Raw genomic sequence first — 22840 nt, 5'->3', positions numbered from 1 at the left:
GATCTTAATCGGCGGTTTATTCGCGATGAATATACCTTGCCATCGAAGTACCTAATTATCGATCGCAACCGTCGGTAAAATTACCTCTGGAATAATCGCTGGAGTCGATTTCTGACTCTTAGTTTGTTTAGTGCCAAATGTCAAAGTTCGAGTCTCTACCGAAGCAGAACTACTCACAACACAATCAACAAAAATTGTATCGCCTTCCCCAAACGTAGTTTCCAAAATCTTCGTCGCGATCGGGTTTTGTAGTTCCCGTTGAATGGCACGTCTTAATGGTCTAGCACCATAAATCGGATCGTAACCAACATCTGCGAGATAGTCTTGGGCTGAGGTGGATAGATGAATTTTGATTTTTTGATCTGCTAACATCCGCTCGATTTGATGAATTTGAAGCGTCACAATTTGCCGGAGTTCGGTTTTCTTGAGTGGTTCAAAAATCGTCAGTTCGTCTACCCGATTGATAAACTCTGGCCGGAAGTGGGAGAGCAAGGTACTTGTCACCTGCTCGCGCAGATCGAGATTTTGATTTTTATCGCGATCGGGATTGAGGAGAGTAGTGATAATTTGGTCGCTAGCAATATTACTAGTCATCACGATCACCGTATTAGCAAAACTGACGGTTTTACCTTTAGAATCGGTAATTCGGCCATCGTCTAACACTTGCAGCAAGATATTAAATACATCAGGATGGGCTTTTTCGACCTCATCGAATAGCACCACCGAATACGGGTGACGGCGCACGGCTTCGGTTAATTGTCCGCCATCTTCATGCCCGACATATCCCGGTGGCGCACCCACCAGCCGAGAAACTGCATGTTTCTCCATATATTCAGACATATCCAAGCGCACCATCGCCTCTTCGCTGTCGAATAAAAATTCGGCTAAGGCTCGCGCCAGCTCGGTTTTACCGACTCCAGTCGGCCCCATAAATAGGAACGATCCGATCGGACGGTTGGGATCTTTCATCCCCGCACGGGCGCGCCGAATTGCGGCTGATACCGCGCTCACAGCCTCATTTTGGCCGATTACCCGGTTGTGGAGGTGGGATTCGAGTTGGAGCAGTTTTTGGCGTTCGGAGGCCAGCAGGCGGTTGACAGGGATTCCCGTCCATTTGGCAACGATTTCGGCAATATCGCCATCGGTGACTTGTTCGCGCAACAGGGTGGAGCCGCGTACCTGTACGGCGGCGAGTTCGGCTTCTTTCTCGTTGCGTTCTTGTTGGAGTTTGGGCAGTTCGCCGTATTGGAGGCGAGATGCGGTATGGAGATCTTGCGCGCGTTCGGCTTGCTCCATTTGGACTCTAGCTTGGTCTTCTTGCTCTTTAAGGCTTTTAATACTATCGAGGAGTTGTTTCTCGCCTTGCCATTGATTGGTAAGTTGGTCTTGCTTAACTTTGAGGCTATCGATCTCGGTGTCGATCTTTTCGAGGCGTTCTTTAGTGGGGAGATAACCATCGCTATGGAGATTTTCACCTTGGAGGGAAAGTTTCTCCATTTCTAGTTGCATCACGCGCCGATCGATCGATTCGAGTTCGGCAGGTTTGGAGGTGATCTCCATTTTGAGTTTAGCAGCAGCTTCATCGACCAGATCGATCGCTTTATCGGGCAAAAATCGATCGGCGATATACCGACTCGAAAGCGTGGCGGCGGCAACTAGCGCGGAATCGCTAATTTTGACGCCGTGGTGAACTTCATACCGCTCCTTGAGTCCCCGCAGAATCGAAATTGTATCTTCGACGGTAGGTTCGTTCACCTGTACGGGCTGAAATCGCCGTTCTAGGGCGGGATCTTTCTCGATATACTTGCGGTACTCATCGGTGGTTGTCGCGCCGATACAGCGCAATTCGCCCCGTGCTAGCATGGGTTTGAGCAGGTTACTGGCATCCATCGCGCCTTGATTTCCACCCGCACCGACGACGGTGTGGAGTTCATCGATAAATAACACGATTTGTCCGGCGGATTCGGTGACTTCCTTAAGTACCGATCGCAAGCGTTCTTCAAATTCGCCTCGGAGCTTGGCTCCCGCGATCAAACTCCCCATGTCTAGGGAAATTAACGTTCGATCTTTGAGCGATTCGGGGACGTCGCCATTGACGATCCGCTGTGCCAAACCTTCGGCAATGGCAGTTTTACCAACACCTGGCTCGCCAATTAAAACGGGATTATTTTTCTGACGGCGCGATAATACCTGAACGACACGACGGATTTCTTCATCGCGTCCGATCACGGGGTCCATTTTCCCCGCTCTAGCAGCTTCGGTGAGATCTTTACCGTATTTAGGTAAGGCGTCCCCCCCACTGGTTTCGGCAGCTTGAGTTGTGGGCTTGGCTGGCGTACTCCGCACCAGCTTAATCGCGGCTTCCAATTGTGCGCGATCGAAATTATAGGGTTTGAGGAGACGTCTGCCGACTCGATCGTCTTCACTCAATGCGAGAATTAAATGCTCGGTACCGATCGTCGGCTCTTGCGAACTGGCTCTAGCGGCTTCAGCTCGATCGAGTAATAGATCCAATCCCCGTCCCAGATACAGATCGGCAACTCGATCGATTCGCGGCTGACGGTTGGCAAATTCTTGTAATTGTCGTGCCAATTCCTCAACATCTACCCCGACACGAGCCAAAATTTTGGAAGCGACATCCTTTTGCTCTAACAGCGCGATCGCCACATGCTCGACTTCTAAGTTTTGATTGAACGATCTCCTGGCTACGTCCTGCGACTTGACGATCGCATCCCAGGCTCGTTCGTTAAATTTTGTAGGGTCTGTAGGCTGCATTTTAGATTATAAAGGAGCGGTCTGATGGGGTTGGTGCGTTAGGCTTTAGGCTTTAGGCTTTAGGCTTTAGGCTTTAGGCTTTAGGCTTTAGGCTTTAGGCTTTAGACTTTAGGCTTTAGGCTTTATGCTTTATGCTTTAGGCTAGATTGTGTTTTACCCGCGTGAAGTATAGTCCGATCGGGAGCGTCAGCAGTAGCGATCGACACAGCCGATCGCGATCTCGTAAAGATTTTGCTGCCAGCAGTCTAGACTGCTGGCGATACAGCGGCAATCTATACTAATATATTCACAGATTAAACCGCCACCTTCAATGTCTCGATGCTCGTGCGGGAGCTACTTCCCGATCGACTTAGATATCGAACTTGAGTACACCTTTCTATATTGTATCGCTGTCCAGCTACGGTTCAAAACACATGGCATACCTATTAGCAGGCGATCTCGGTGGCACAAAAACGCTTCTGAGCTTAGTACTTCCAACATCAGCCGATAAGAGCGGTCAGTCTGGCTCGGACAAACTGGCGACATTTCAGCAGTCGTATCCCTCTCAAGCATATTCTAGCTTTGTGCCGCTGGTGCAGCAATTTCTCGCTGATGCCCAAACTCACCTAGGTGGAGAAATTGCTGTCAGTGCTGCCTGTTTTGGAATTGCCGGAGCCGTAATCGATCGAGCCTCCTATTTACCCAATCTCGATTGGCACATCGACGCCGAGCGACTCCAAGCGGAGCTAAATATTCCCCAAATTAGCTTAATTAATGATTTTGTCGCCATCGGTTATGGGATTTCCTGCTTGTCAGCAGCAGACATCCACACGATTCAAGCGGGACAGCCGCGACTCAATGCCCCGATCGCGGTAATTGGGGCTGGTACGGGTCTGGGCCAATGTTTTTTGGTTTATAACGATCGGGACTATCAGGTAGTTGCTGCCGAAGGCGGACACACTGACTTTGCCGCCCGATCGACCCGCGAGTTTGAACTCTATCAATATCTCTGTAAGCACAAACAACTCGATCGAATCTCCAACGAACGCGTGATTTCCGGCTCTGGGATAGTAGGCATCTATCAATTTCTGCGCGATACTAGTAATTTTTCCGAAACACCCGAAGTTGCTAGTGTAGTTACAGCGTGGGAGTCCCAATCGGAAACAGCACCCGATCCGGCGGCTCTCATCTCGACTCTAGCGATCGCCAAAACCGATCCGCTCTGCGAAGCAGCCATGGCCATGTTTATTTCTGCCTATGGTGCCGAAGCTGGGAATCTTGCCCTCAAGATCCTCCCCTATGGCGGATTTTACATTGCGGGCGGCATTGCGACCAAAAACTTACCGTTGTTTGAGGATGGTACTTTCCTCGGTGCATTCAACCACAAAGGCAGAGTCAGTAATCTACTTACGAACATTCCAGTTCGAGTTATTCTCAATCCGCAAGTCGGTTTGCTCGGCGCGCTCGATCGAGCCGCAAAATTAAGAATTGATGCTTAAAAATTAATTAAGCCTCGATTCGGCTTAATGTTACTCGGGCAATCTCGATCCAGATCCAGTCTAGCTCCCTGTCCTTTTCCCACTTTCGATCGGCTGTATACCAAGCCCTTGCCTAGTATGTAACCGATCTCACAGTTTACTGGCAACCATCGTGTCAAACTTTGGGTGTAAATGGGATATTAGTTAAATAGGGACAAAGTGGATAAAGTATTAAGATTGTCAATGAGAAAAACATTAAAAAATAATAAAGGTTATAATAATCAGCAGTGGTGCTAATACAAGGAGGTCTATGTTTCTTAGACTAGCAAATCAACATCAAGAATTCGTTAAAGACCTAGTAATGAGCCTTCAAGCTCTAGCTACGGTGCTGGAAAGACGCGGCTACGAAGCTGCTTGCTATACGTGTGGAGATCGGATGAACAGTGCCAACTTCATGGTGAGTCTGGCTCCCAATCATCTAATCCGGTTTTTGGTATCTGACTATGGGATTACCTGGACAGAACTTCGCGACGATCGCGAATTAATGAAATTGGAAGGCGCAGAGGCAATTGCCCAACTGCAAGAACTCGCCAATCTGCTCAAAGTTCAACTTACTAACAACACACCTGTGTCGATCGGCTAGTTAACCAGGTCGAACTCGCAGGTAATATCGCCATCGAGCTGCCAAAACTGCTCGACAAAGTGAGCCTCCCGATCGACTTAGTGCCAGATGTGTCGATTACCTCCGGCAGGCTACGCCAACGCTAGCAGCAGCTAGTATTTTTACTCATTCGCATAATATTGAAGATCTACCAAGAGGCTCCCCCCAACGCATACATTTATCCAAAGCGTTACAGAGCCTCTCCCATCTCAATCTAGAATTTTACCGATTGAGTTAACCCAAGAATTTGTCACCGTCGAGCATTTCTATTCCAAACACTTCACTAAATACGCGCCCGATCTGCCCACGCACGAGATTGGCATCGATATTCGGGATAAACTCAGCCATACTGCCAACAGATCGATCGACAATTCCACAAGGTACGATCCGATTAAAGCCACTTAAATCGGGACAGACATTCAGCGCGAACCCGTGCATAGTAATCCAGCTCGTAACTTTGATGCCGATGGCTGCTATTTTGCGTTCTTCCAGCCACACGCCAGTTAAACCCTCGATCCGGTAACCCTGAAGATCGTACAAAGCCAGCACCCGCAAAACTACTTCCTCTAACTGTCTGAGGTACCAGTGTAAATCTTGCTGATAATGCCGCAGATTGAGAATCGGGTAAGCAATAATTTGCCCGGGACAATGATAAGTTACTTCACCACCCCGCTCGACACGATACAATTCGTACTCATGTTGCTCGCGATCGAACTTCACAAATTCTAGACTAGATCCAGTACCCAACGTATATACGGGTGGATGCTCCAAAATTACCAAAGCATCGGGCAAAGTTCGATCGACAATCCGCTCTTTCTGAAGCGATTTTTGCCAGATCCAAGCAGTCTGATAATCGATGATGCCACAATTATATAACAAGCATTGCTGTTTGTTCGTGGATTTCTGCTCAGGGTAAGTTAACATTATTTTGCGAAAGCTTGAGATTGAGTAACGATAAAGTAAAGACAATTAAGAACAAGATTAAACCGATCGTGCAAGCATAACTCAGATCGGGATTGCTCGAACCAAAACCCTGTTGATATAAATAATAAACCACCGTTTTAGAACTATTACGCGGCCCACCCTGAGTCATCACATAGACTTCTTCAAAGATTTTGGTCGCCGCGATCGCCGAAATCACCGCAACTAGCAACATATACGGACGCATCAGTGGGATCGTAATATCCCAATGCTTGGTATAACTATCCGAACCATCGATCGCCGCAGCCTCGTACAAATCGGCAGGAATCGATTGCAATCCAGCCAAATAAATGGTCATGTAATATCCCAATCCTTTCCAAATCGTCACCACCATGACGCTAAATAAAGCTAAACTCGGACTAGTCAACCACGGCACAGGCGGAATCCCGACAACTTGCAATAATTGATTGAGTAGTCCATTTTCAGCATAAATAAACTTCCAAGCAATTCCCGCTACCACCATCGAGATAATTACAGGCACATAATAAGCCGCTCGAAAAAAACTCATCCCCTTCAGCTTTTGGTTGACGGCAATTGCCAATAGCAAGGGCGCAAATACCAAGATCGGTACTACGCCACACAGATAAACGATGGTATTCCTAATTGTTTGCCAAAAGACCGCATCTTTGAATAATCGATCGAAATTAGCCCAGCCTTGCCAACTTGCAGTCTCCGCGATCGGATCGTAATTGGTAAAGCTCAAATAAAAAGCCTGCACTGCGGGTAAAAACACTGTCAAACCCAGCAATAGTAGCGCAGGGGCGAGAAATATATATGGCGTCCAGTTGACTTGTCGCAGGCGGATCATATGGGTGGATGGGTAGATGGGTGGATGGGTAATGAATAATGGTTAATGGTTAATGGTTAATGGGTAAATGCTGCATTTCCTTTTCCCTAAAGCCTAAAGCCTAAAGCCTAAAGCCTAATTCCCCAATAAGCGATCCCTAGTCCCAATTTTGTACTATTGTGTAAAAGGAGCGATTAAAATAGTGCTGTCATTTAATAAATACCAGGAGTTTGATTCCCTGTCATCAACTGCCAACGTAAATTGAAAGCTCCCCAACTCCGCTCAACAGGCACAACTAGCAAAATCTTCATGTTTGGTCTTATCGGTCACCTCACCAGCTTAGAACATGCCCAAGCCGTCGCTCAGGACTTAGGCTTTCCAGAATATGCCGACCAAGGGCTGGACTTCTGGTGCAGTGCCCCACCACAGACAGTAGACCATATTACCGTCACGAGTGTTACGGGGCAACAAATTGAAGGTTATTATATCGAATCTTGCTTCTTGCCCGAAATGTTGGCAACTCGCCGCATCAAAGCCGCAATTCGGAAAATCCTCAATGCCATGGCACATGCCCAAAAACAAGGCATTCAGATCACCGCTTTAGGTGGATTTTCTTCGATTATTTTTGAAGAGTTCGATTTGCAACAAAATAAACAAGTTCGCAACGTCGAATTAGATTTCGACAGATTTACCACTGGCAATACCCATACAGCCTATATTATCTGTCGGCAAGTCGAAGAAGGAGCTACAAAACTCGGAATCGACCTGAGCAAAGCTACCGTCGCTGTCGTCGGTGCGACGGGCGATATTGGCAGTGCTGTCTGTCGGTGGCTAGACAAACGAACTCAGAGCGCGGATCTACTCTTAGTCGCTCGCAATCAAGAACGCCTCCAGAACCTCCAATCCGAGCTAGGACGCGGCAAGATTGTCAGTCTGGAGGAAGCATTGCCGCAGGCGGATATCGTCGTCTGGGTGGCAAGTATGCCCAAGGGTGTCGAAATCGATGCGGCTACTTTGAAACAGCCCTGTTTGCTCATCGATGGCGGTTATCCCAAAAATTTGGGCACCAAAATTCAAGCTCCAGGCGTATATGTAATGAACGGTGGTATTGTCGAGCATTCGCTAGACATCGACTGGAAAATCATGAATATCGTCAATATGGATGCCCCCGCCCGTCAATTATTTGCCTGCTTCGCCGAAGCCATGCTACTAGAGTTTGAAAAATTGCACACGAGTTTTTCTTGGGGTCGCAATCAAATTACGATCGAGAAAATGGAACAAATCGGTCAAGCATCCCTCAAGCACGGCTTTCGTCCGCTATTATCATTTGTTGGCGGGTAGGGAATTAGGCTTTAGGCTTTAGGCTTCAGGCTTTAGGGGATTTTGGATTGTGGATGAACGATCCCACTCCCCCACTCTCCCACTCCCCCACTCCCCCACTCCCCCACTCCCCTCTCCCTTGCAATGGCTGGTACCGAAAAAAAGCCCTTTTTATTAGAATTTGAAAAACCGTTGGCAGAATTGCAAGAACGGATCGAGCGAATTCGCGAACTTGCTGAGGAAAGCAGCGTCGATATTTCTAGTCAAATTCGACAGTTGGAGACTAAATACGTGCAATTGCGCGATGAAATTTTTAGTAGCCTTACACCAGCGCAACGCCTACAATTAGCGCGACATCCGCGTCGCCCTAGTACGCTCGACTATATTCAAGCAATTTGCGATGAGTGGATTGAGTTACATGGAGATCGTCGCGGTAAAGACGATCCGGCTTTAGTTGGCGGTGTGGGTAAGTTAGCTGGTATTCCGGTAGTATTATTGGGTCATCAGAAGGGGCGCGATACTAAGGATAATGTCGCGAGGAATTTTGGAATGGCTGCTCCAGGTGGCTATCGAAAGGCCATGCGGCTGATGGAACATGCCAATCGGTTTGGAATGCCGATTCTGAGTTTTATCGATACTCCGGGGGCTTGGGCGGGGCTGGAGGCCGAAGAATTGGGACAGGGAGAAGCGATCGCGTATAATTTGCGCGAGATGTTTCGCCTCGATGTGCCGATTATTTGTACGGTAATTGGTGAGGGTGGTTCGGGTGGAGCCTTAGGAATTGGCGTGAGCGATCGATTGATGATGTTCGAGCACGCGGTTTATTATGTAGCTAGTCCCGAAGCTTGTGCCTCAATTCTCTGGAAAGATGCGGTTAAATCTGTGCCAGCATCCGCTCAAGCTGCCGAGGCGATGAGAATTAATTCTCAAGCTGCCGAAGCTCTTAAAATTACGGCTAAGGATTTAAAAAATTTGGGCATTCTCGACCAAATTCTACCAGAACCTCTGGGTGGGGCGCACGCTGATTCGGTTCGGGCGGCAGAAGTGCTCAAAGATGCGATTTTAAAGAATTTACAACAACTGCAATTATTGCCATCAGCCGAACTGCGATCGCTTAGATACGATAAATTCCGACAGATGGGGATGTTTACTGAAGGATAATTATCAGATCGACGATCGCTCGATCCCCTAGTACTTAAATATTACATCACGAGCGATCCCCAAAAATCATTGCTGTGGAATCGCTAATATTTAGGATTGCGAATATCGATGTTATAATTATCTCGTAATAAAACTTTACATCTTGCTCGACACTGGGCAAATTTCCTGGACTAGATGAATCCGATCGCAACAACTAATCGAACGGCATTAATTACAGGCGCAAGTAGTGGCATTGGCAAAGCCACCGCTCTAGCTTTTGCAAAAGCAGGGATAAATCTAGCATTGGTGGGACGATCTCCAGATAAGTTAACCGCCGTCGCCGAAGCCGCCATCGCTGTCGGTGCGAGCGCGAAAACCTACGTAGTAGATTTATCACAACTCGATCGCGTAGCCACACAGATTGCTGAGATCGCCGCAGACTCTGATAATTTAGACATCCTCATCAATAATGCGGGCATGGGTTACACCGGAGCGATCGGAGACACACCGCTAGCCGATTGGCAGCGAGTCATCGATCTCAACTTAACTAGCGTCTTCCAGTGCATTCAAGGAATTTTGCCACACCTGCGCCGTCAGAAATCCGGTGTTATTGTCAATATTTCTTCGATCGCTAGCAAGCAAGTATTTCCCGACTGGGGTTTATACTCAGTGAGTAAATTTGGCTTGATGGCACTGACAAAAGCGATCGCCCAAGAAGAGCGTGGGCATGGCATTCGCGTCAGCGCGGTCTGTCCTGGATCGGTGAATACTCCCATCTGGGACACAGATACCGTCCATGCCGACTTCGATCGATCTGCCATGTTGACTCCCGAAATGGTTGCCGAAGGCATCTTGTACGCCGTTCTCGCACCAGCAGGGGCGGTAGTTGAAGAACTGACAATCATGCCCAGTGGTGGAGCACTTTAGCCAATCCATTATCTACCAACTCAGTTTCATTCCCTTTATTTCTACATCTATTCAGACAAAACATGACTATTTCATCTCCCCAAGGTAGTAATTCCACTGGCAACGAGCGGGTTGGTAAGATTGATTCTAGACCCGATCGCAATACCCACAACGGTGAGCCAGTTAAAATTCACGATCCTGAAGAAGTGAGCCTCGAAGATATGATGGCTTCGGTAAGGCAGATTATCCTCGGAGTAGGCGAAGATCCAGAACGCGAAGGGTTGCTCAAAACTCCCAAACGAGTCGCTGAATCGATGCGATTTCTGACTAGTGGCTACAATCAGTCTTTAGAAGACATCATCAATGGTGCCATTTTTGATGAAGGTCACAATGAGATGGTCTTGGTTCGTGATATCAACTTTTTTAGCATGTGCGAACACCACATGTTACCCTTCATGGGCAGGGCGCATGTTGCATACATTCCTAACCAAAAAGTCGTCGGTTTGAGCAAGCTCGCCCGCATTGTGGACATGTATTCCCGCCGGATGCAAGTTCAAGAAAGACTCACCCGTCAAGTCGCAGAAGCACTCCAAGCAGTGTTAGAACCCAAAGGTGTGGCGGTAGTAATGGAAGCCAGCCACATGTGTATGGTGATGCGTGGTGTCCAAAAACCTGGTTCTTGGACGGTTACTAGTGCCATGTTAGGTGTATTCCAAGAAGATCAACGCACCAGAGAAGAATTTCTCAATCTGATTCGCCATCAGCCAGGAGCATTTTAGGCTTTAGGCTTTTGGGCTGATGTGTTAGTTTTGGGCTTTAGGGATTAGGCTAAAAAGCAAGAAGTTAGAGATTAAATATAAGAAGAACGCTTGCGTTCTAGAACCTCAAACCTAAAGCCTAAAGCCTAAAGCCTACCCCCTCCGTCTCCGGCATCGCTCGGAACAATATTTCACTTCATCCCAATTAGCTTCCCACTTCTTGCGCCAAGTGAAAGGGAGGTTACACACGGGACAGACTTTGGTAGGTAGATCGGCTTTCGATCGATGGCGTGGCATGACAGTTATTGGTAAATAAATGTACGGTGAGTATCTCTCTTAATCATATTCGGATTGTCTTAGTAGAGCCAGCAGGTGCCCGAAATATCGGCTCGATCTCGCGGGTGATGAAGAATATGGGTTTGACACAACTAGTAATTGTCAATCCTCGGTGTGAAGCTAAGGGCGAGGAAGCCAGTATGATGGCCGTACATGCGATCGATCTATTACAAGCCGCACGGATCGTTCCCGATCTAATTACCGCTTTAGCAGGCTGTACGCGAGTCATTGCGACGACAGCTAGAGATCGAGGTATCCCGACTCAATTAGAGACACCCAGACAAGCTCTACCCTGGTTGGTCGATCGTACCGAACCTACAGCACTAATTTTTGGACGCGAAGATAGTGGTTTGACGAATACCGAATTAAATTATGCTACCCGTTACATTCGGATTCCAGTTGGCTCGGAATATAGTTCGCTCAATTTAGCGCAAGCGGTGGGAATTTGTGCTTACGAAATCCAAATGTGTGCGAGTCAGATCGATGCTAATTTGCCGACTGTTTGCGTTCCAATTCCGCAACCAGCCGATGTCGCGCCTGTTGAATTGTTAGAAGGTTATTATCAGCAATTAGAGACATTATTATTAAAAATTGGCTATTTGTTTCCTCATACCGCTGCACCACGAATGGAAAAGTTACGCCGTCTCTATAATCGCAGCCAGCTTTCACCAAATGAAGTAGCCTTATTGCGCGGTATGCTCAGACAAGTACAATGGGCGATCGATCGAGGAGAAACCAAAACATAATCGATCGAAAGATCGCCCGATCCGTTTATTGACCCTAAGCTCGATCGGATGATGTTAATTCAGCTTGAGGCATTTGCAGAATAGGTGTAGTCACAACTGGCAAATGTGCCCCGATCAGTCCTTTTTGAATATGCTCGGGTGTTTGCGGAAATAGTACGAATAATGGATAGAGATATTCGCCACTTTCACAGATAATATGCCGATAATATTGCGGCATGACCCATTCATAGTCGTGGTCTAATAATACTTGTGTCTGTCGCCACCGAGCGAGTAGATCGGAAAGATCTTCTTCCGGGCGATGGATGAAGATAATAATCTCGCCACCCATCTTAATTTTCCACTCTGGATCGCACATTAGATAAGCAAGATCGCAGGGTAATAAGATCGTTTTGGAAGTAGCCGTAATCGGCGAAAACTGATTTAATTGTTGTCCGATTGTCACCTTGCGCAGTTGGACTACAGGTAAAGGCATGGTAATTAGACTTTCTTCCGATCGCCTGATACTTGGAATCATTTCTAGATACGGACGATACTGTTTGAGCAATTCGATCGCTTCTGTATGATTGCTATATTGAGATAATACTTGTTCGTAATCTGATTTTTTAATAGACATGCAAGCTAATTATTAATTAATGATTGAGTTTTGAATTGCGAATTTTAAATGTGTTAAGTAGATGGGCGTAATTAAATATAAGATATCGCGTAGGGTGGGCACTGCCCAACAGCTAGGTTTCAGGCAAAATCTATTTTACAAAAAATTGCGCCTACCTACTTATGAATGCCAAGATATTTACACTAATTAGAATTGACGAAAATTATATTATTTTTGAACTGGTTCCGCTCGTGCCTATCTAATAGTTAGGTAGAGTAATGAATCCCACTACTCTACCTAGATCGTTTTAGAACATATTTTGAATCTATTAGCCAAGTTTCTCGAATACTTTGAACATTGGTAAATACATCGAAAGCAAGATTACCGCAACCATCCCCGCGAGGAACACCATCATAATTGGTTCGAGGACGCTAGTGAGAGCCTTAACAGCTTGCTCGACTTCATCTTCATAGAAGTCAGCAACTTTCATCATCATTGTATCCAATTCTCCAGTTTCTTCACCGATACTGATCATTTGAATCGCTAAAGGTGGGAAAACTTTTTCACGCATCAGAGCATTACTTAACATTCCTCCTTGTTGAACTTCAATCTTAGACTTCTCGATCGCATTAGAAATTACTTGATTGCCAGCAGTATCGCGGACGATGTCGAGCGAGTTTAAAATTGGTACACCCGAGCGAGTTAAAGTACCGAAGATTCGACAGAATCGTGCTGTTGCAGATTTTTCATTTAAGTCGCCAATAATGGGCATTTTCAAGAAAAACCGATCCATTGTTAGTTTACCAATCTTGGTTTTGTAATACTGATTATAGGCAAAAATTAATCCACCAATGACCACGATCGGAATCAAGACCATCCAACTAGTTAAGATACCACTCACACCTAACATAAATAAAGTTAAACCAGGTAACTCTGTCCCTAAACCTTTAAAGATATTAGCAAATACTGGGATTAAGAAAATCGTCATCCCCAAGAAGACTAAAATTGCTAAAATCCCAACCGCTACTGGATAAGCCATTGCACCTTTAACTTGGTTTTTGAGGCGAGACATATCTTCTAATACTTTAGCCAGACGATTGAGAACTTCATCGAGTACCCCACCGACTTCGCCAGCTTGTACCATACTGACATATAAAGTATCGAAACAGTCTGGATGTCGGCGCATCGCATCAGAAAGGTTGATCCCTTGTTGAACGTCCGTACTAATTTGAGCGAGAACTTTGCGCAATTTGGGGTTGCCACACTGTTCGGAAAGAACTGTCAGGCATCTCACCATTGCTACACCAGCATTGACCATCGCGGCAAATTGGCGGGAGAATACCGCTTTATCCCTAACAGTCACAGGATTTATGGCTGCTTCGATGTCTTGGAAGTCAATCTTAGTGATATCAAAAGATCTAGTAGGTCTAATATTTTGAATGAATTGATATTTTTGCTTGAGCTTTTTGCGTGCAGAATCTACAGTTTGTGCTTCAACTTTTTCTTGTTTGACATTACCTTGAGCATCGCGGACTTCAGCTATAAAAGTTGGCATAAATTTATGTTTAGGTATTAAGTGTTAGGTGTTGAATATTAGGTATTAGGTGTTAGATGTCGTGGTAGAGTTTAGGGTTTAAGGGTTAGCAGAATAGCTGCTTTACGCAGATTCGCTAAAGCCTAAAGCCTAAAACCTAAAGCCTAATTACCGACCATTTGTCGCTGCCATTGGTGTAGCTCCAATTAGACGTTGGAGTTCGTCTGGCCGGGAAGATTTGGAGATGCCAGCTTCAAAGGAAATAGTGCCTTCGCGGATATGTTTGGCGAGGATCGATTCCATTGTGTTCATCCCTAATTTCGCTCCTGTTTGAATCGCGCTATAGATTTGAGCGGTTTTACCTTCACGAATTAGGTTGGAGATGGCGGGCGTGACAATCATGATTTCTTGTACCAACACTCGTCCGTACTCACCCGGTTTGGGTTTTTTCTTTTGGACGAGAGATTGACTGAAGACCGCCACCAAGGAATTCGATAACTGCGCGCGGATTTGAGGTTGTTGTTCGGGAGGAAACACATCTAGCATCCGATCGATTGTTTGTGCGGCTGAGCTGGTGTGCAGTGTACCCATAACTAAGTGTCCGGTTTCAGCAGCACTAATTGCCAAACTAATCGTTTCCAAGTCCCGTAATTCTCCTACCAAGATCACGTCTGGATCTTCCCGTAATGCCGCTCTAAGGGCATTGGAGAAACTTTTGGTATCCTCACCTTTTTGACGCTGGTGAACGAGGCTTTTGATATTGGGAAAGACATACTCGACCGGATCCTCGATCGTTAAAATGTGCTCGGCGCGAGTGCGGTTGATCAGATCGATCATGGCCGCCATCGTGGTAGTTTTGCCAGAACCAGTCGGCCCAGTTACCAAAATTAATCCTCTGGGACGACCGCTCATTTCCCTGACGATTTCCGGCAAACCCATCTGATCGAAGTTGGGGATTTTAGAAGATAGTGCCCGCAAACAAGCGGCATAACAACCGCGTTCTTTATAGACGTTGACCCGAAACCGCGCCAAGCCTTTGACTCCATAAGAGCAATCGATTTCCCACGTCTGCTCTAGCTCCTTGCGTTGAGTATTATTGAGCATACTGAATATCAGTTTTTGACACTCTTGGGGACTGAGCGGTTCTTCGCCAACAGGTGCTAGTTTGCCGCTGACGCGAAAGTAGACAGGCGCGCCTGCCTGAATGTGCATATCGGAGCCACCCATTTCGACCAGTCGCTCCATTAGGTCTTCGATCATTAATTCGGACATAAGTTTAGGCTTTATGTTTAGGTGTTAGGCTTTAGGTCTGGATCTGGGCTTTAGACTTTGGGTGTTGCTTTAGGTCAGGACCTAGGCTTTAAAGATGACCGAGACGCAAGCATCTTATAAGCCCTGAAACCTAAAGCCTCATCCCTAATCACTAAATCTCGGCGTCATACAGTAGGGACAATCCAACCATTCCGGCTTGAGTTCTGCCGAGCAGGTGGCGCAGACTAGAGTGGTTTTACGTTTAGCTTTGAGTTCGGCTTCTAAGCCAGAGTCAGTGAAAGTGACTCGTTCTACTTCGGCTAATGTGGTCATTCCTTCTTGAACCATCTGGAGACTGTAAGCTAGCAGCGTCTTCATTCCTTGCTGAACAGCGGTTTCTTTAATCAAAGCTGAAGGTGCGCGCTGGTTGATCAGGCTAGCTAGCTCGTCGGTAATTTGCATGACTTCGTAGACACCGACTCGACCGCGATAGCCGATTCCATTACAGTTTTTACAAAGAGTTCCGGCGGCTTTGGCAGATTCGATCGAGTCATTGGACAGTTCGTTGGCTTTGTAGAAAGTAATGACTGATTCTCCCGAAGCAGATAAACCAAATCGAGCCAATTCTTCGCGGCTAGGTGTATAAGCACAGCGACATTCGACGCAAACTCTGCGCAGTAGTCGTTGAGCGACGACGCCGACCAGAGCCGCAGATACCATGAACGGTTCGACACCCATTTCATCTAGCCGCGCGATCGAGCCTGCGGCATCATTGGTGTGTAATGTTGTCATGACCATGTGACCTGTCAATGCGGCTTCCATGGAAGTTTTCGCTGTCTCTTGGTCGCGGGTTTCTCCCACCAGAATAATGTCGGGATCTTGCCGCATAAAGGCTCGCAAGATCGAGGCAAAGTTCATCCCTTTTTCGCGAATTACCTGCACCTGGTTGATACCGGGCAGGGCATACTCGATCGGGTCTTCTGCCGTACTAATATTGACACCAGGGTCGTTACGTTCGGCCAAGAGTGAGTATAGAGTGGTAGATTTACCCGAACCAGTCGGCCCAGTAACCAGAATCAAGCCAAATGGACGACTGCCCATCTCGCGGACGATTTCTAGCGTTGGCAAGTCGCTGATGAGTTTATCTAAGCCGAGTTGCGTCGAGGAGTTATCCAAAATCCGCATACAGACCTTTTCCCCATAGCGGCTGGGTAAGGTACTGACGCGGAAGTCTACTTTGCGACCTTCAAAAGTCCGGCGAATCCGACCATCTTGCGGCAACCGTCGCTCGGCGATATCTAATTCAGCAATGATTTTAAAGCGAGAGATGACAGCCGGGATAATATGCTTGGGCAACATTGGAAAACTCTGCCGCAGCACCCCATCTTTGCGAAACCGCACTCTCAAGCCTTCTTCTTGGGGTTCGATGTGAATATCCGAAACTTTCTCCATCAGCCCTTTGGCTAGGATTTGATTGACCAGTTTGACCACCGGAGCGGCTTCGGCACCTTGAACGTCGATCTCGTCGTCGATTTCGGCTTCGGCATTGCCTAGCTCAGGCGTATCAAAGTTCTCAATCTCAATGCTGAGATTTTTTTGAGAATTATCGGCGGCATCTTGCTGGATGCGCTCGTCTAAGTAACCATCGAGGAGTTTTTGATAATCTTCAGGCGCGATGACCTCACTGCGCCAAGCAATGCCGTGGGGACGCAGGATTTTATCTAAATCATTTTTGGCTTGGAGATCGTCTGGCTTGATCATCGCAACCGTCAGGATCGGCGGATCTCCTTCGAGCTTGCCAATCGGTAGCAGTTTGAGTTGCCGACAACTATCCGCCGAGATGAAAGTATTAATTAATTCGCGAACTTGAATTTTATCGATTTGGGCGGAGGCAATATCCACCGCATTCAAACCGTAAACGATTTTTAGCTCGAATAACTGTTGTTTTTTATATTGTTGCTGCAACTCCGCAGGCAATGATTTACCCGTCAGGGACTCCAAGACCTCCGTGAGTGGGTGATTGTTGGCCCGACTGTCAACCAATGCTTGTTTGAGCTGTTCGGCATTGACATAGCCTGCTTGAATTAGCTTGTTGCCAAATGGCGAAAAGTCATTGCGGACGATTAATGCCCGTTTCGGGGATGAAAATTGAGTCATGGCTGCTAGTTGTTGCCAAAAAGAGAAGAGTCATTGCGGACGATCGGTATCCGGTTGGGACGTGAAGATGAATGCATAGATACTGTAAATATCTCCTTAGCTTTACAGTATGCCCACAGTCGAACTCAATCTATCGATCCGATGTGAAATCGTTTCGATCGACCAGATAGAGTTTGACTATACTCGTCTCCAATTCTATTTATTTGGAAGCTTTTTAAACCAGAAGTGGTATTTTGTGTTAAGAAGTTGGGCATTATGATCGAGAGAGCATCCTACTTGAGTTGTGCATCTTATATCGATCGGATTGCCAGCGATAAATTTTAACTGTCTCAACAATCGCATCGACAAATATTGAACGATCGAACCAGATCGGATTTATACTCAAAAGGCAGATTTAATGAATCGGCCACTCCGAAAGATATATATTTAAGATATATGTCAATCGATCGACCATTGGCTTGCACACACTCGTTCGCGTAGCAGCTCAATGGAGAATCTAACATCGAAATTGCCTAGCAGTCTGTTAACTGGAATTTAATGAACGATGAGCGAAACCCCACAACCGCCAATTAGAACAGATGATGAGTCCATCTCATCGCAAATGCCCTCAGAAAATCAGGAACCGCAACCTGTGACAACAGCAAATTCATCTACTCCGGACTCAGCACCGACTGCTACTCCAGAAGTAGTCGTCGAGACGACTGCTTCTGATGCTACAGCAGCTTCTCCGGTAGAGCGGTCTACCCCCAATGTCGAACCCGAACCTGCGGCAACATCTCAATCGGAACTTCAGGCACTGAAAACTCAGTTAGCAGAAGTCTCCAATCAACGAGACGCTTTTCAGAGTCAGTATCTGCGGATTGCCGCCGATTTTGATAACTTTCGCAAGCGCAATAGCAAGGAAAAGGAAGACATCGAAGTCCGAACCAAAGTAGCGACGCTCGTCGAACTCTTAAGCGTTGTAGACAACTTCGAGCGAGCCAGAACCCAAATCAAACCTCAAAATGAGGGCGAAATGGGCATTCATAAAAGCTATCAAGGCGTTTACAAGCAATTAGTCGAAAGTCTCAAACGGATTGGCGTATCGCCGATGCGTCCAGAAGGACAACAATTCGATCCCAATCTGCATGAAGCGGTCATGCGCCAACCGACCGAAGAACATCCCGAAGGCACCGTGATCGAAGAACTTCAGCGCGGTTACTACCTCGGCGATCGCATATTACGACACTCCCTGGTCAAAGTAGCCGCTCCACCAGAGCAGTTATCAGCAGAAGATGCCAGTAGTTTCGGCTCAGTTGATAATTAAACCAATTTTCGCGCCCAACCGACTGCACCAACGGCAGTTATTGATGTCAGACATCAGCTACTGTCGTTTGAGACAGTTCTCCCAACCCTAGTTTCTAACTAGCACCCCCTTTTTCCATCCTTTTTAAAATATTGCCTCAAGTTTATGGCAAAAGTTATCGGCATCGACCTTGGTACTACTAATAGCTGTGTCTCCGTCCTCGAAGGCGGGATTCCAGTGGTGATTTCTAATGCAGAGGGCGGTCGTACCACCCCAAGTATCATTGGATTTGCCAAGGGTGGCGAGCAATTAGTCGGGCAATTGGCAAAACGACAAGGCGTAACGAATGCGGAAAACACCGTATATAGTATCAAACGCTTTATCGGTCGGCGGTGGGAAGACACCGAAACCGAACGCAATCGCGTTCCCTACACCTGTATTAAGGGTCGGGATAATACCGTTGACGTCCAGATTCGCGGACGTACATACACCCCGCAAGAGGTATCGGCGATGATCCTTCAAAAGCTCAAAAAGGATGCCCAAAATTTCTTAGGACAACCGATCGAGCAAGTGGTGATTACGGTACCCGCCTATTTTACCGATGCCCAACGCCAAGCGACCAAGGATGCCGGGACGATCGCCGGACTCGAAGTTTTGCGAATTATTAACGAGCCAACCGCTGCGGCTCTGGCTTATGGCTTGGATAAAGCCGATACCGAACAAAAGATTCTGGTTGTCGATCTCGGTGGGGGGACATTTGATGTCTCCGTACTGCAATTGGGTAATGGGATCTACGAAGTCAAAGCAACTTCTGGTAACAACCATTTAGGTGGCGATGATTTTGATAATGAAATCGTCCGCTGGTTGATCAAGCATTTCCGGAATACCGAAAAGATCGATCTGCTCAAAGACAAAATGGCTCTCCAGCGTCTGCGCGAAGCCGCCGAAAAAGCTAAAATCGAACTCTCGACGATGATGAGTACTTCGATTAACTTACCCTTTATCGCTGCCGACGCTCAAGGCCCCAAACATTTGGAAATCGAGCTAACTCGGACTAAATTTGAGGAAATGGTCGCGCCGCTGATCCAATCTACCCTCGAACCCGTCCAGCGATCGCTCAAAGATGCCGACTTGCAAACTAAAGATATCGACAGGATCTTACTCGTCGGTGGTTCGACGCGGATTCCTGCCGTCCAACGTGCTATTCAAGATTTCTTTGGCGGTAAAGAACTCGATCGCTCGGTCAATCCCGATGAAGCTGTAGCCATGGGTGCCGCCGTCCAAGCTGGGGTAGTTGGCGGCGACGTCAAAGATGTTCTCCTGCTGGATGTAACCCCCTTATCGCTTGGAATCGAGACCCTCGGTGAAGTGTTTACCAAAATCATCGAACGCAATACCACAATTCCGACGAGTAAAGGTCAAGAATTTTCGACGGCCACCGACGGCCAAACATCCGTCGAAATCCATGTCCTTCAGGGCGAACGGGCGATGGCCAAAGATAACAAGAGTCTGGGTAGATTTCTGCTCACAGGCATCCCTCCCGCGCCTAGGGGCGTGCCCAAAATTGAAGTTTCCTTCGATATCGATGTCAACGGGATTCTGAAGGTTTCAGCCCAAGATCGCGGCACCGGACGCGAACAAACTGTGGCGATTACCAATACAGGTGGCCTAAATAACATTGACATCGAGCGGATGCGGAAAGAGGCCGAGACTTATGCTCAAGATGACTGGCGCAGATTGCAATTGGTGGAACTCAAAAACCAAGCTGATGCTCTGTTCCATACCTATGACGTGACTGTCAAGGAAAACGGTCATCTGATTAACGATAGTCTTCGCGAGCAAGCCGAGACAACAGCCAAAGAACTGCAAATGTTACTGCTCGAACCCTCAGCAAACTTAGAAAACGTCCAACAAGCGATCGATAAGCTCCAACAAGAGATTTTTGCAATGGGTGCTGCCGTTTACCAACAAGGTACCACCCCTAATAATTCTGGTACCACTCCACCCAATTCTAATAACGGTACCCCCAAACGGCACGCACCACTCAGTCGTGCTGCCGCACCACCGCCACCGCCACCGCCACCAGCGAAGAAAGTATCTAGTACTCTGACATTAGATTATGATGATGAAACTGCAACTACCGACTATGAAGTAGTCGAATAACATCTCGCTCGGCGATCGAGATGTCAGTAAGCCTCTGAATCGAGCGGCTTAGCCATACCTAACAACCAAGCACAGAGAAAATCTAATTACGGTTAATACTCCATCAACAGGCCGTGATTCCTTTACAATAAAGATCGAATTGTTAAATTAAGATATAAAACTACTAAAATAATGAGTGAGTGCAGTCAGTCAACTCATTAGCTAGCAATGTAACCAGTCGATCGAGATTTGAGCTAACAGCACGCACTTTTCTTTAGGAGAATGGCTGCATTAGCAATACATCGTCAAACAAATGCTCGCGGCCAAGGCAAGACCACTGATTTTTTACCTGCATACCAATCTACTTTCATATTTACTTTCCACCCTGCTTCCTAACACTCCTTGTAAGATAGAACCTTTGTATGGCACGCGACTATTACGAAATCCTTGGCACCTCCAGAGATGCCGACCAGGAAGAAATTAAACGCGCCTATCGCAGACTGGCGCGGAAATATCACCCAGATGTCAACAAAGAGCCTGGGGCAGAAGACACCTTCAAAGAAATCAATCGTGCCAACGAAGTCCTCTCCGAACCCGAACTTCGCGCTCGCTACGATCGCTTTGGGGAAGCAGGAGTATCGGGTGGGGGTGCTCCTGGATACGGTGATATGGGAGACATGGGTGGATTTGCCGACATTTTTGACGCGTTCATCAATGGCTTTGGCGGTGCTGGCGGTCAACAAACTGCTCGGCGACGGAATGGCCCATCGAGAGGTGAAGATTTGCGCCTCGATCTAAAGTTAGATTTTCATGAGGCTATTTTTGGAGGTGAAAAAGAAATTCGGATTCCCCACCTCGAATCTTGTACCACCTGCAAAGGCACGGGTGCCAAGCCGGGTTCTCAACCTCAAACCTGCGGTACCTGCGGGGGTGCGGGACAAGTTCGTCGAAATACCCGCACCCCATTTGGTAACTTCACGCAAGTCTCTGTCTGTCCTACCTGTAATGGCGATGGCCAAGTTATCGAAGACAAATGCGAAGCTTGTAATGGTGCCGGACGCAAGCAGGAAACCAAAAAACTGAAAATATCGATTCCCAAAGGCGTCGATAATGGTACCAAACTCCGGATCGGTAAAGAAGGCGATGCAGGCTTACGCGGCGGCCCTCCAGGCGACTTGTACGTCTACTTGCATGTCGAAGAAGACGCCAAATTCCGACGTGAGGGAATCAATATTCTCTCTCAAATCAAGGTTAGTTACCTCCAAGCTATTCTAGGCAGCCATATCCAGATCGATACTGTCGATGGCCCGACTGAGTTAAATATTCCCGCAGGCATCCAACCCAACACCGTCCTCCGGCTCGAACAAAAGGGCGTACCTCGTCTGGGCAATGAAGTCAGTCGCGGCGATCATTTACTAACCGTTCAAGTAGATATTCCGGCAAAAGTCAGTCCCGAAGAACGCGAACTGCTTGAAAAACTCGCCAAACTTCGCGGTGACAGAGTTGGCAAAGGTGGGATCGGGAGTATTTTTGGGAATGTCTTCAAATAGGCTGTAGGCTTTAGGTCTTAGGTATTAGGCAAATATAGACAATAAATTTCAAATCTTTTCCTAAAGCCTACGCCCAACACCTAACACCTAACACTTATCCCTTAGATCGATGATTCAACTAGACTTACGCGGAACGCCTTGTCCGATTAACTTTGTGCGCACCAAGATGAAGCTCGAACAGATGGATGCTGGCGAACTTTTGGAAGTGTGGCTGGATGCTGGCGAACCGATCGAACAAGTACCCGATAGTCTGAAGATGGCTGGATACACGATCGATAACATTACTCCCAGTCAAGATTATTTTATCCTTCAAGTCCATAGTTGATTAGGTTGAGTTAGAGGTTAGAAAGTAGGGGGTAGAGAGTAGAGGGTATGTTTTAATGGATAGTGGATAGTAACTTTGGACTCAAGTGTCCACCCATGCACCCATTCTCTCTCCGTCTTCTCGTCACCCCCTCTCGC

The 22840-nt window shown here is 47.1% G+C and carries 20 protein-coding genes; 11 read left to right on the top strand and 9 right to left on the bottom strand.

Going from position 1 to position 22840, the window contains the following annotated elements; all coding sequences use genetic code 11:
• Positions 1–51: 51 nt before the first annotated feature.
• Together clpB and CHA6605_RS36350 are read right to left on the bottom strand one after the other, a co-directional pair.
• Positions 52–2775 (bottom strand): ATP-dependent chaperone ClpB, encoded by a 2724-nt coding sequence (gene clpB, locus CHA6605_RS26175; RefSeq protein WP_015162392.1) that lies wholly within the window; start codon positions 2773–2775, stop codon positions 52–54.
• A 136-nt stretch (positions 2776–2911) separates the two neighbouring features.
• Positions 2912–3046 (bottom strand): hypothetical protein, encoded by a 135-nt coding sequence (locus CHA6605_RS36350; RefSeq protein ID WP_269744542.1) that lies wholly within the window; start codon positions 3044–3046, stop codon positions 2912–2914.
• Positions 3047–3188: 142 nt separating this feature from the next.
• Here CHA6605_RS36350 and CHA6605_RS26170 point away from each other — a divergent pair, with 142 nt between their 5' ends.
• Both CHA6605_RS26170 and CHA6605_RS26165 read left to right on the top strand, forming a co-directional pair.
• Positions 3189–4253, top strand: a complete 1065-nt coding sequence (locus CHA6605_RS26170; RefSeq protein WP_015162391.1) for a glucokinase — start codon at positions 3189–3191, stop codon at positions 4251–4253.
• A gap of 289 nt (positions 4254–4542) precedes the next feature.
• The gene (locus tag CHA6605_RS26165; RefSeq protein WP_015162390.1) at positions 4543–4875 is read left to right on the top strand and encodes a DUF1815 family protein; all 333 of its coding nucleotides are present in this window, start codon (positions 4543–4545) and stop codon (positions 4873–4875) included.
• A 252-nt stretch (positions 4876–5127) separates the two neighbouring features.
• Here CHA6605_RS26165 and lipB read toward each other — a convergent pair whose 3' ends face one another.
• Positions 5128–5817 (bottom strand): lipoyl(octanoyl) transferase LipB, encoded by a 690-nt coding sequence (gene lipB, locus CHA6605_RS26160; RefSeq protein WP_015162389.1) that lies wholly within the window; start codon positions 5815–5817, stop codon positions 5128–5130.
• Entirely contained in the window at positions 5801–6682 is an 882-nt protein-coding gene (locus tag CHA6605_RS26155; RefSeq protein ID WP_015162388.1) for a carbohydrate ABC transporter permease, read from the bottom strand. Before CHA6605_RS26155 ends, lipB begins: the two co-directional genes overlap by 17 nt.
• A gap of 288 nt (positions 6683–6970) precedes the next feature.
• Between CHA6605_RS26155 and CHA6605_RS26150 the strand changes: the two genes are divergently transcribed.
• The 4 genes from CHA6605_RS26150 to folE all read left to right on the top strand — a co-directional run bounded on the left by CHA6605_RS26150 (position 6971) and on the right by folE (position 10806).
• The gene (locus CHA6605_RS26150) at positions 6971–8002 is read left to right on the top strand and encodes a long-chain acyl-[acyl-carrier-protein] reductase (RefSeq protein WP_015162387.1); all 1032 of its coding nucleotides are present in this window, start codon (positions 6971–6973) and stop codon (positions 8000–8002) included.
• Positions 8003–8125: 123 nt separating this feature from the next.
• Positions 8126–9142 (top strand): acetyl-CoA carboxylase carboxyltransferase subunit alpha, encoded by a 1017-nt coding sequence (locus CHA6605_RS26145; protein WP_015162386.1) that lies wholly within the window; start codon positions 8126–8128, stop codon positions 9140–9142.
• Between the two features lie 174 nt (positions 9143–9316).
• Positions 9317–10048, top strand: coding sequence for an SDR family oxidoreductase (locus CHA6605_RS26140; RefSeq protein ID WP_015162385.1), 732 nt, complete (start codon positions 9317–9319; stop codon positions 10046–10048).
• 62 nt (positions 10049–10110) lie between these two features.
• Positions 10111–10806 (top strand): GTP cyclohydrolase I FolE, encoded by a 696-nt coding sequence (folE, locus tag CHA6605_RS26135; RefSeq protein ID WP_015162384.1) that lies wholly within the window; start codon positions 10111–10113, stop codon positions 10804–10806.
• Positions 10807–10938: 132 nt separating this feature from the next.
• Here folE and CHA6605_RS33265 read toward each other — a convergent pair whose 3' ends face one another.
• Complete coding sequence (locus CHA6605_RS33265; RefSeq protein WP_015162383.1) at positions 10939–11082, bottom strand: DUF2256 domain-containing protein; 144 nt, start codon at positions 11080–11082, stop codon at positions 10939–10941.
• 26 nt (positions 11083–11108) lie between these two features.
• Between CHA6605_RS33265 and CHA6605_RS26130 the strand changes: the two genes are divergently transcribed.
• Positions 11109–11867 carry an RNA methyltransferase gene (locus CHA6605_RS26130; RefSeq protein WP_015162382.1) on the top strand — a complete coding sequence of 253 codons (759 nt, stop codon included), beginning with the start codon at positions 11109–11111 and terminating at the stop codon, positions 11865–11867.
• A 34-nt stretch (positions 11868–11901) separates the two neighbouring features.
• Here the strand turns inward: CHA6605_RS26130 and CHA6605_RS26125 are convergent, their stop codons facing one another.
• The 4 genes from CHA6605_RS26125 to CHA6605_RS26110 form a co-directional block, all read right to left on the bottom strand.
• Positions 11902–12480: a hypothetical protein gene (locus tag CHA6605_RS26125; RefSeq protein ID WP_015162381.1), complete on the bottom strand. Its 579-nt coding sequence runs from the start codon at positions 12478–12480 to the stop codon at positions 11902–11904.
• A 307-nt stretch (positions 12481–12787) separates the two neighbouring features.
• Positions 12788–14014, bottom strand: coding sequence for a type II secretion system F family protein (locus CHA6605_RS26120; RefSeq protein ID WP_015162380.1), 1227 nt, complete (start codon positions 14012–14014; stop codon positions 12788–12790).
• A 147-nt stretch (positions 14015–14161) separates the two neighbouring features.
• The gene (locus CHA6605_RS26115; protein WP_015162379.1) at positions 14162–15265 is read right to left on the bottom strand and encodes a type IV pilus twitching motility protein PilT; all 1104 of its coding nucleotides are present in this window, start codon (positions 15263–15265) and stop codon (positions 14162–14164) included.
• A gap of 144 nt (positions 15266–15409) precedes the next feature.
• Positions 15410–17401 (bottom strand): GspE/PulE family protein, encoded by a 1992-nt coding sequence (locus tag CHA6605_RS26110; protein ID WP_015162378.1) that lies wholly within the window; start codon positions 17399–17401, stop codon positions 15410–15412.
• 544 nt (positions 17402–17945) lie between these two features.
• Between CHA6605_RS26110 and grpE the strand changes: the two genes are divergently transcribed.
• From grpE to CHA6605_RS26090, 4 genes are all read left to right on the top strand, one after another.
• A complete protein-coding gene (gene grpE / locus CHA6605_RS26105; RefSeq protein ID WP_015162376.1) occupies positions 17946–18707 on the top strand; it encodes a nucleotide exchange factor GrpE in 762 nt (253 codons plus the stop codon).
• 144 nt (positions 18708–18851) lie between these two features.
• Entirely contained in the window at positions 18852–20849 is a 1998-nt protein-coding gene (gene dnaK / locus CHA6605_RS26100) for a molecular chaperone DnaK (protein WP_015162375.1), read from the top strand.
• Positions 20850–21250: 401 nt separating this feature from the next.
• Entirely contained in the window at positions 21251–22378 is a 1128-nt protein-coding gene (gene dnaJ / locus CHA6605_RS26095) for a molecular chaperone DnaJ (RefSeq protein ID WP_015162374.1), read from the top strand.
• Positions 22379–22487: 109 nt separating this feature from the next.
• Positions 22488–22703 carry a sulfurtransferase TusA family protein gene (locus CHA6605_RS26090; RefSeq protein WP_015162373.1) on the top strand — a complete coding sequence of 72 codons (216 nt, stop codon included), beginning with the start codon at positions 22488–22490 and terminating at the stop codon, positions 22701–22703.
• The last annotated feature ends 137 nt before the right edge of the window (positions 22704–22840 follow it).

This window comes from Chamaesiphon minutus PCC 6605 (genome assembly GCF_000317145.1).
In the GTDB taxonomy this organism is placed as follows: domain Bacteria; phylum Cyanobacteriota; class Cyanobacteriia; order Cyanobacteriales; family Chamaesiphonaceae; genus Chamaesiphon; species Chamaesiphon minutus.
This window is presented reverse-complemented; position numbering and strand designations above follow the sequence as displayed.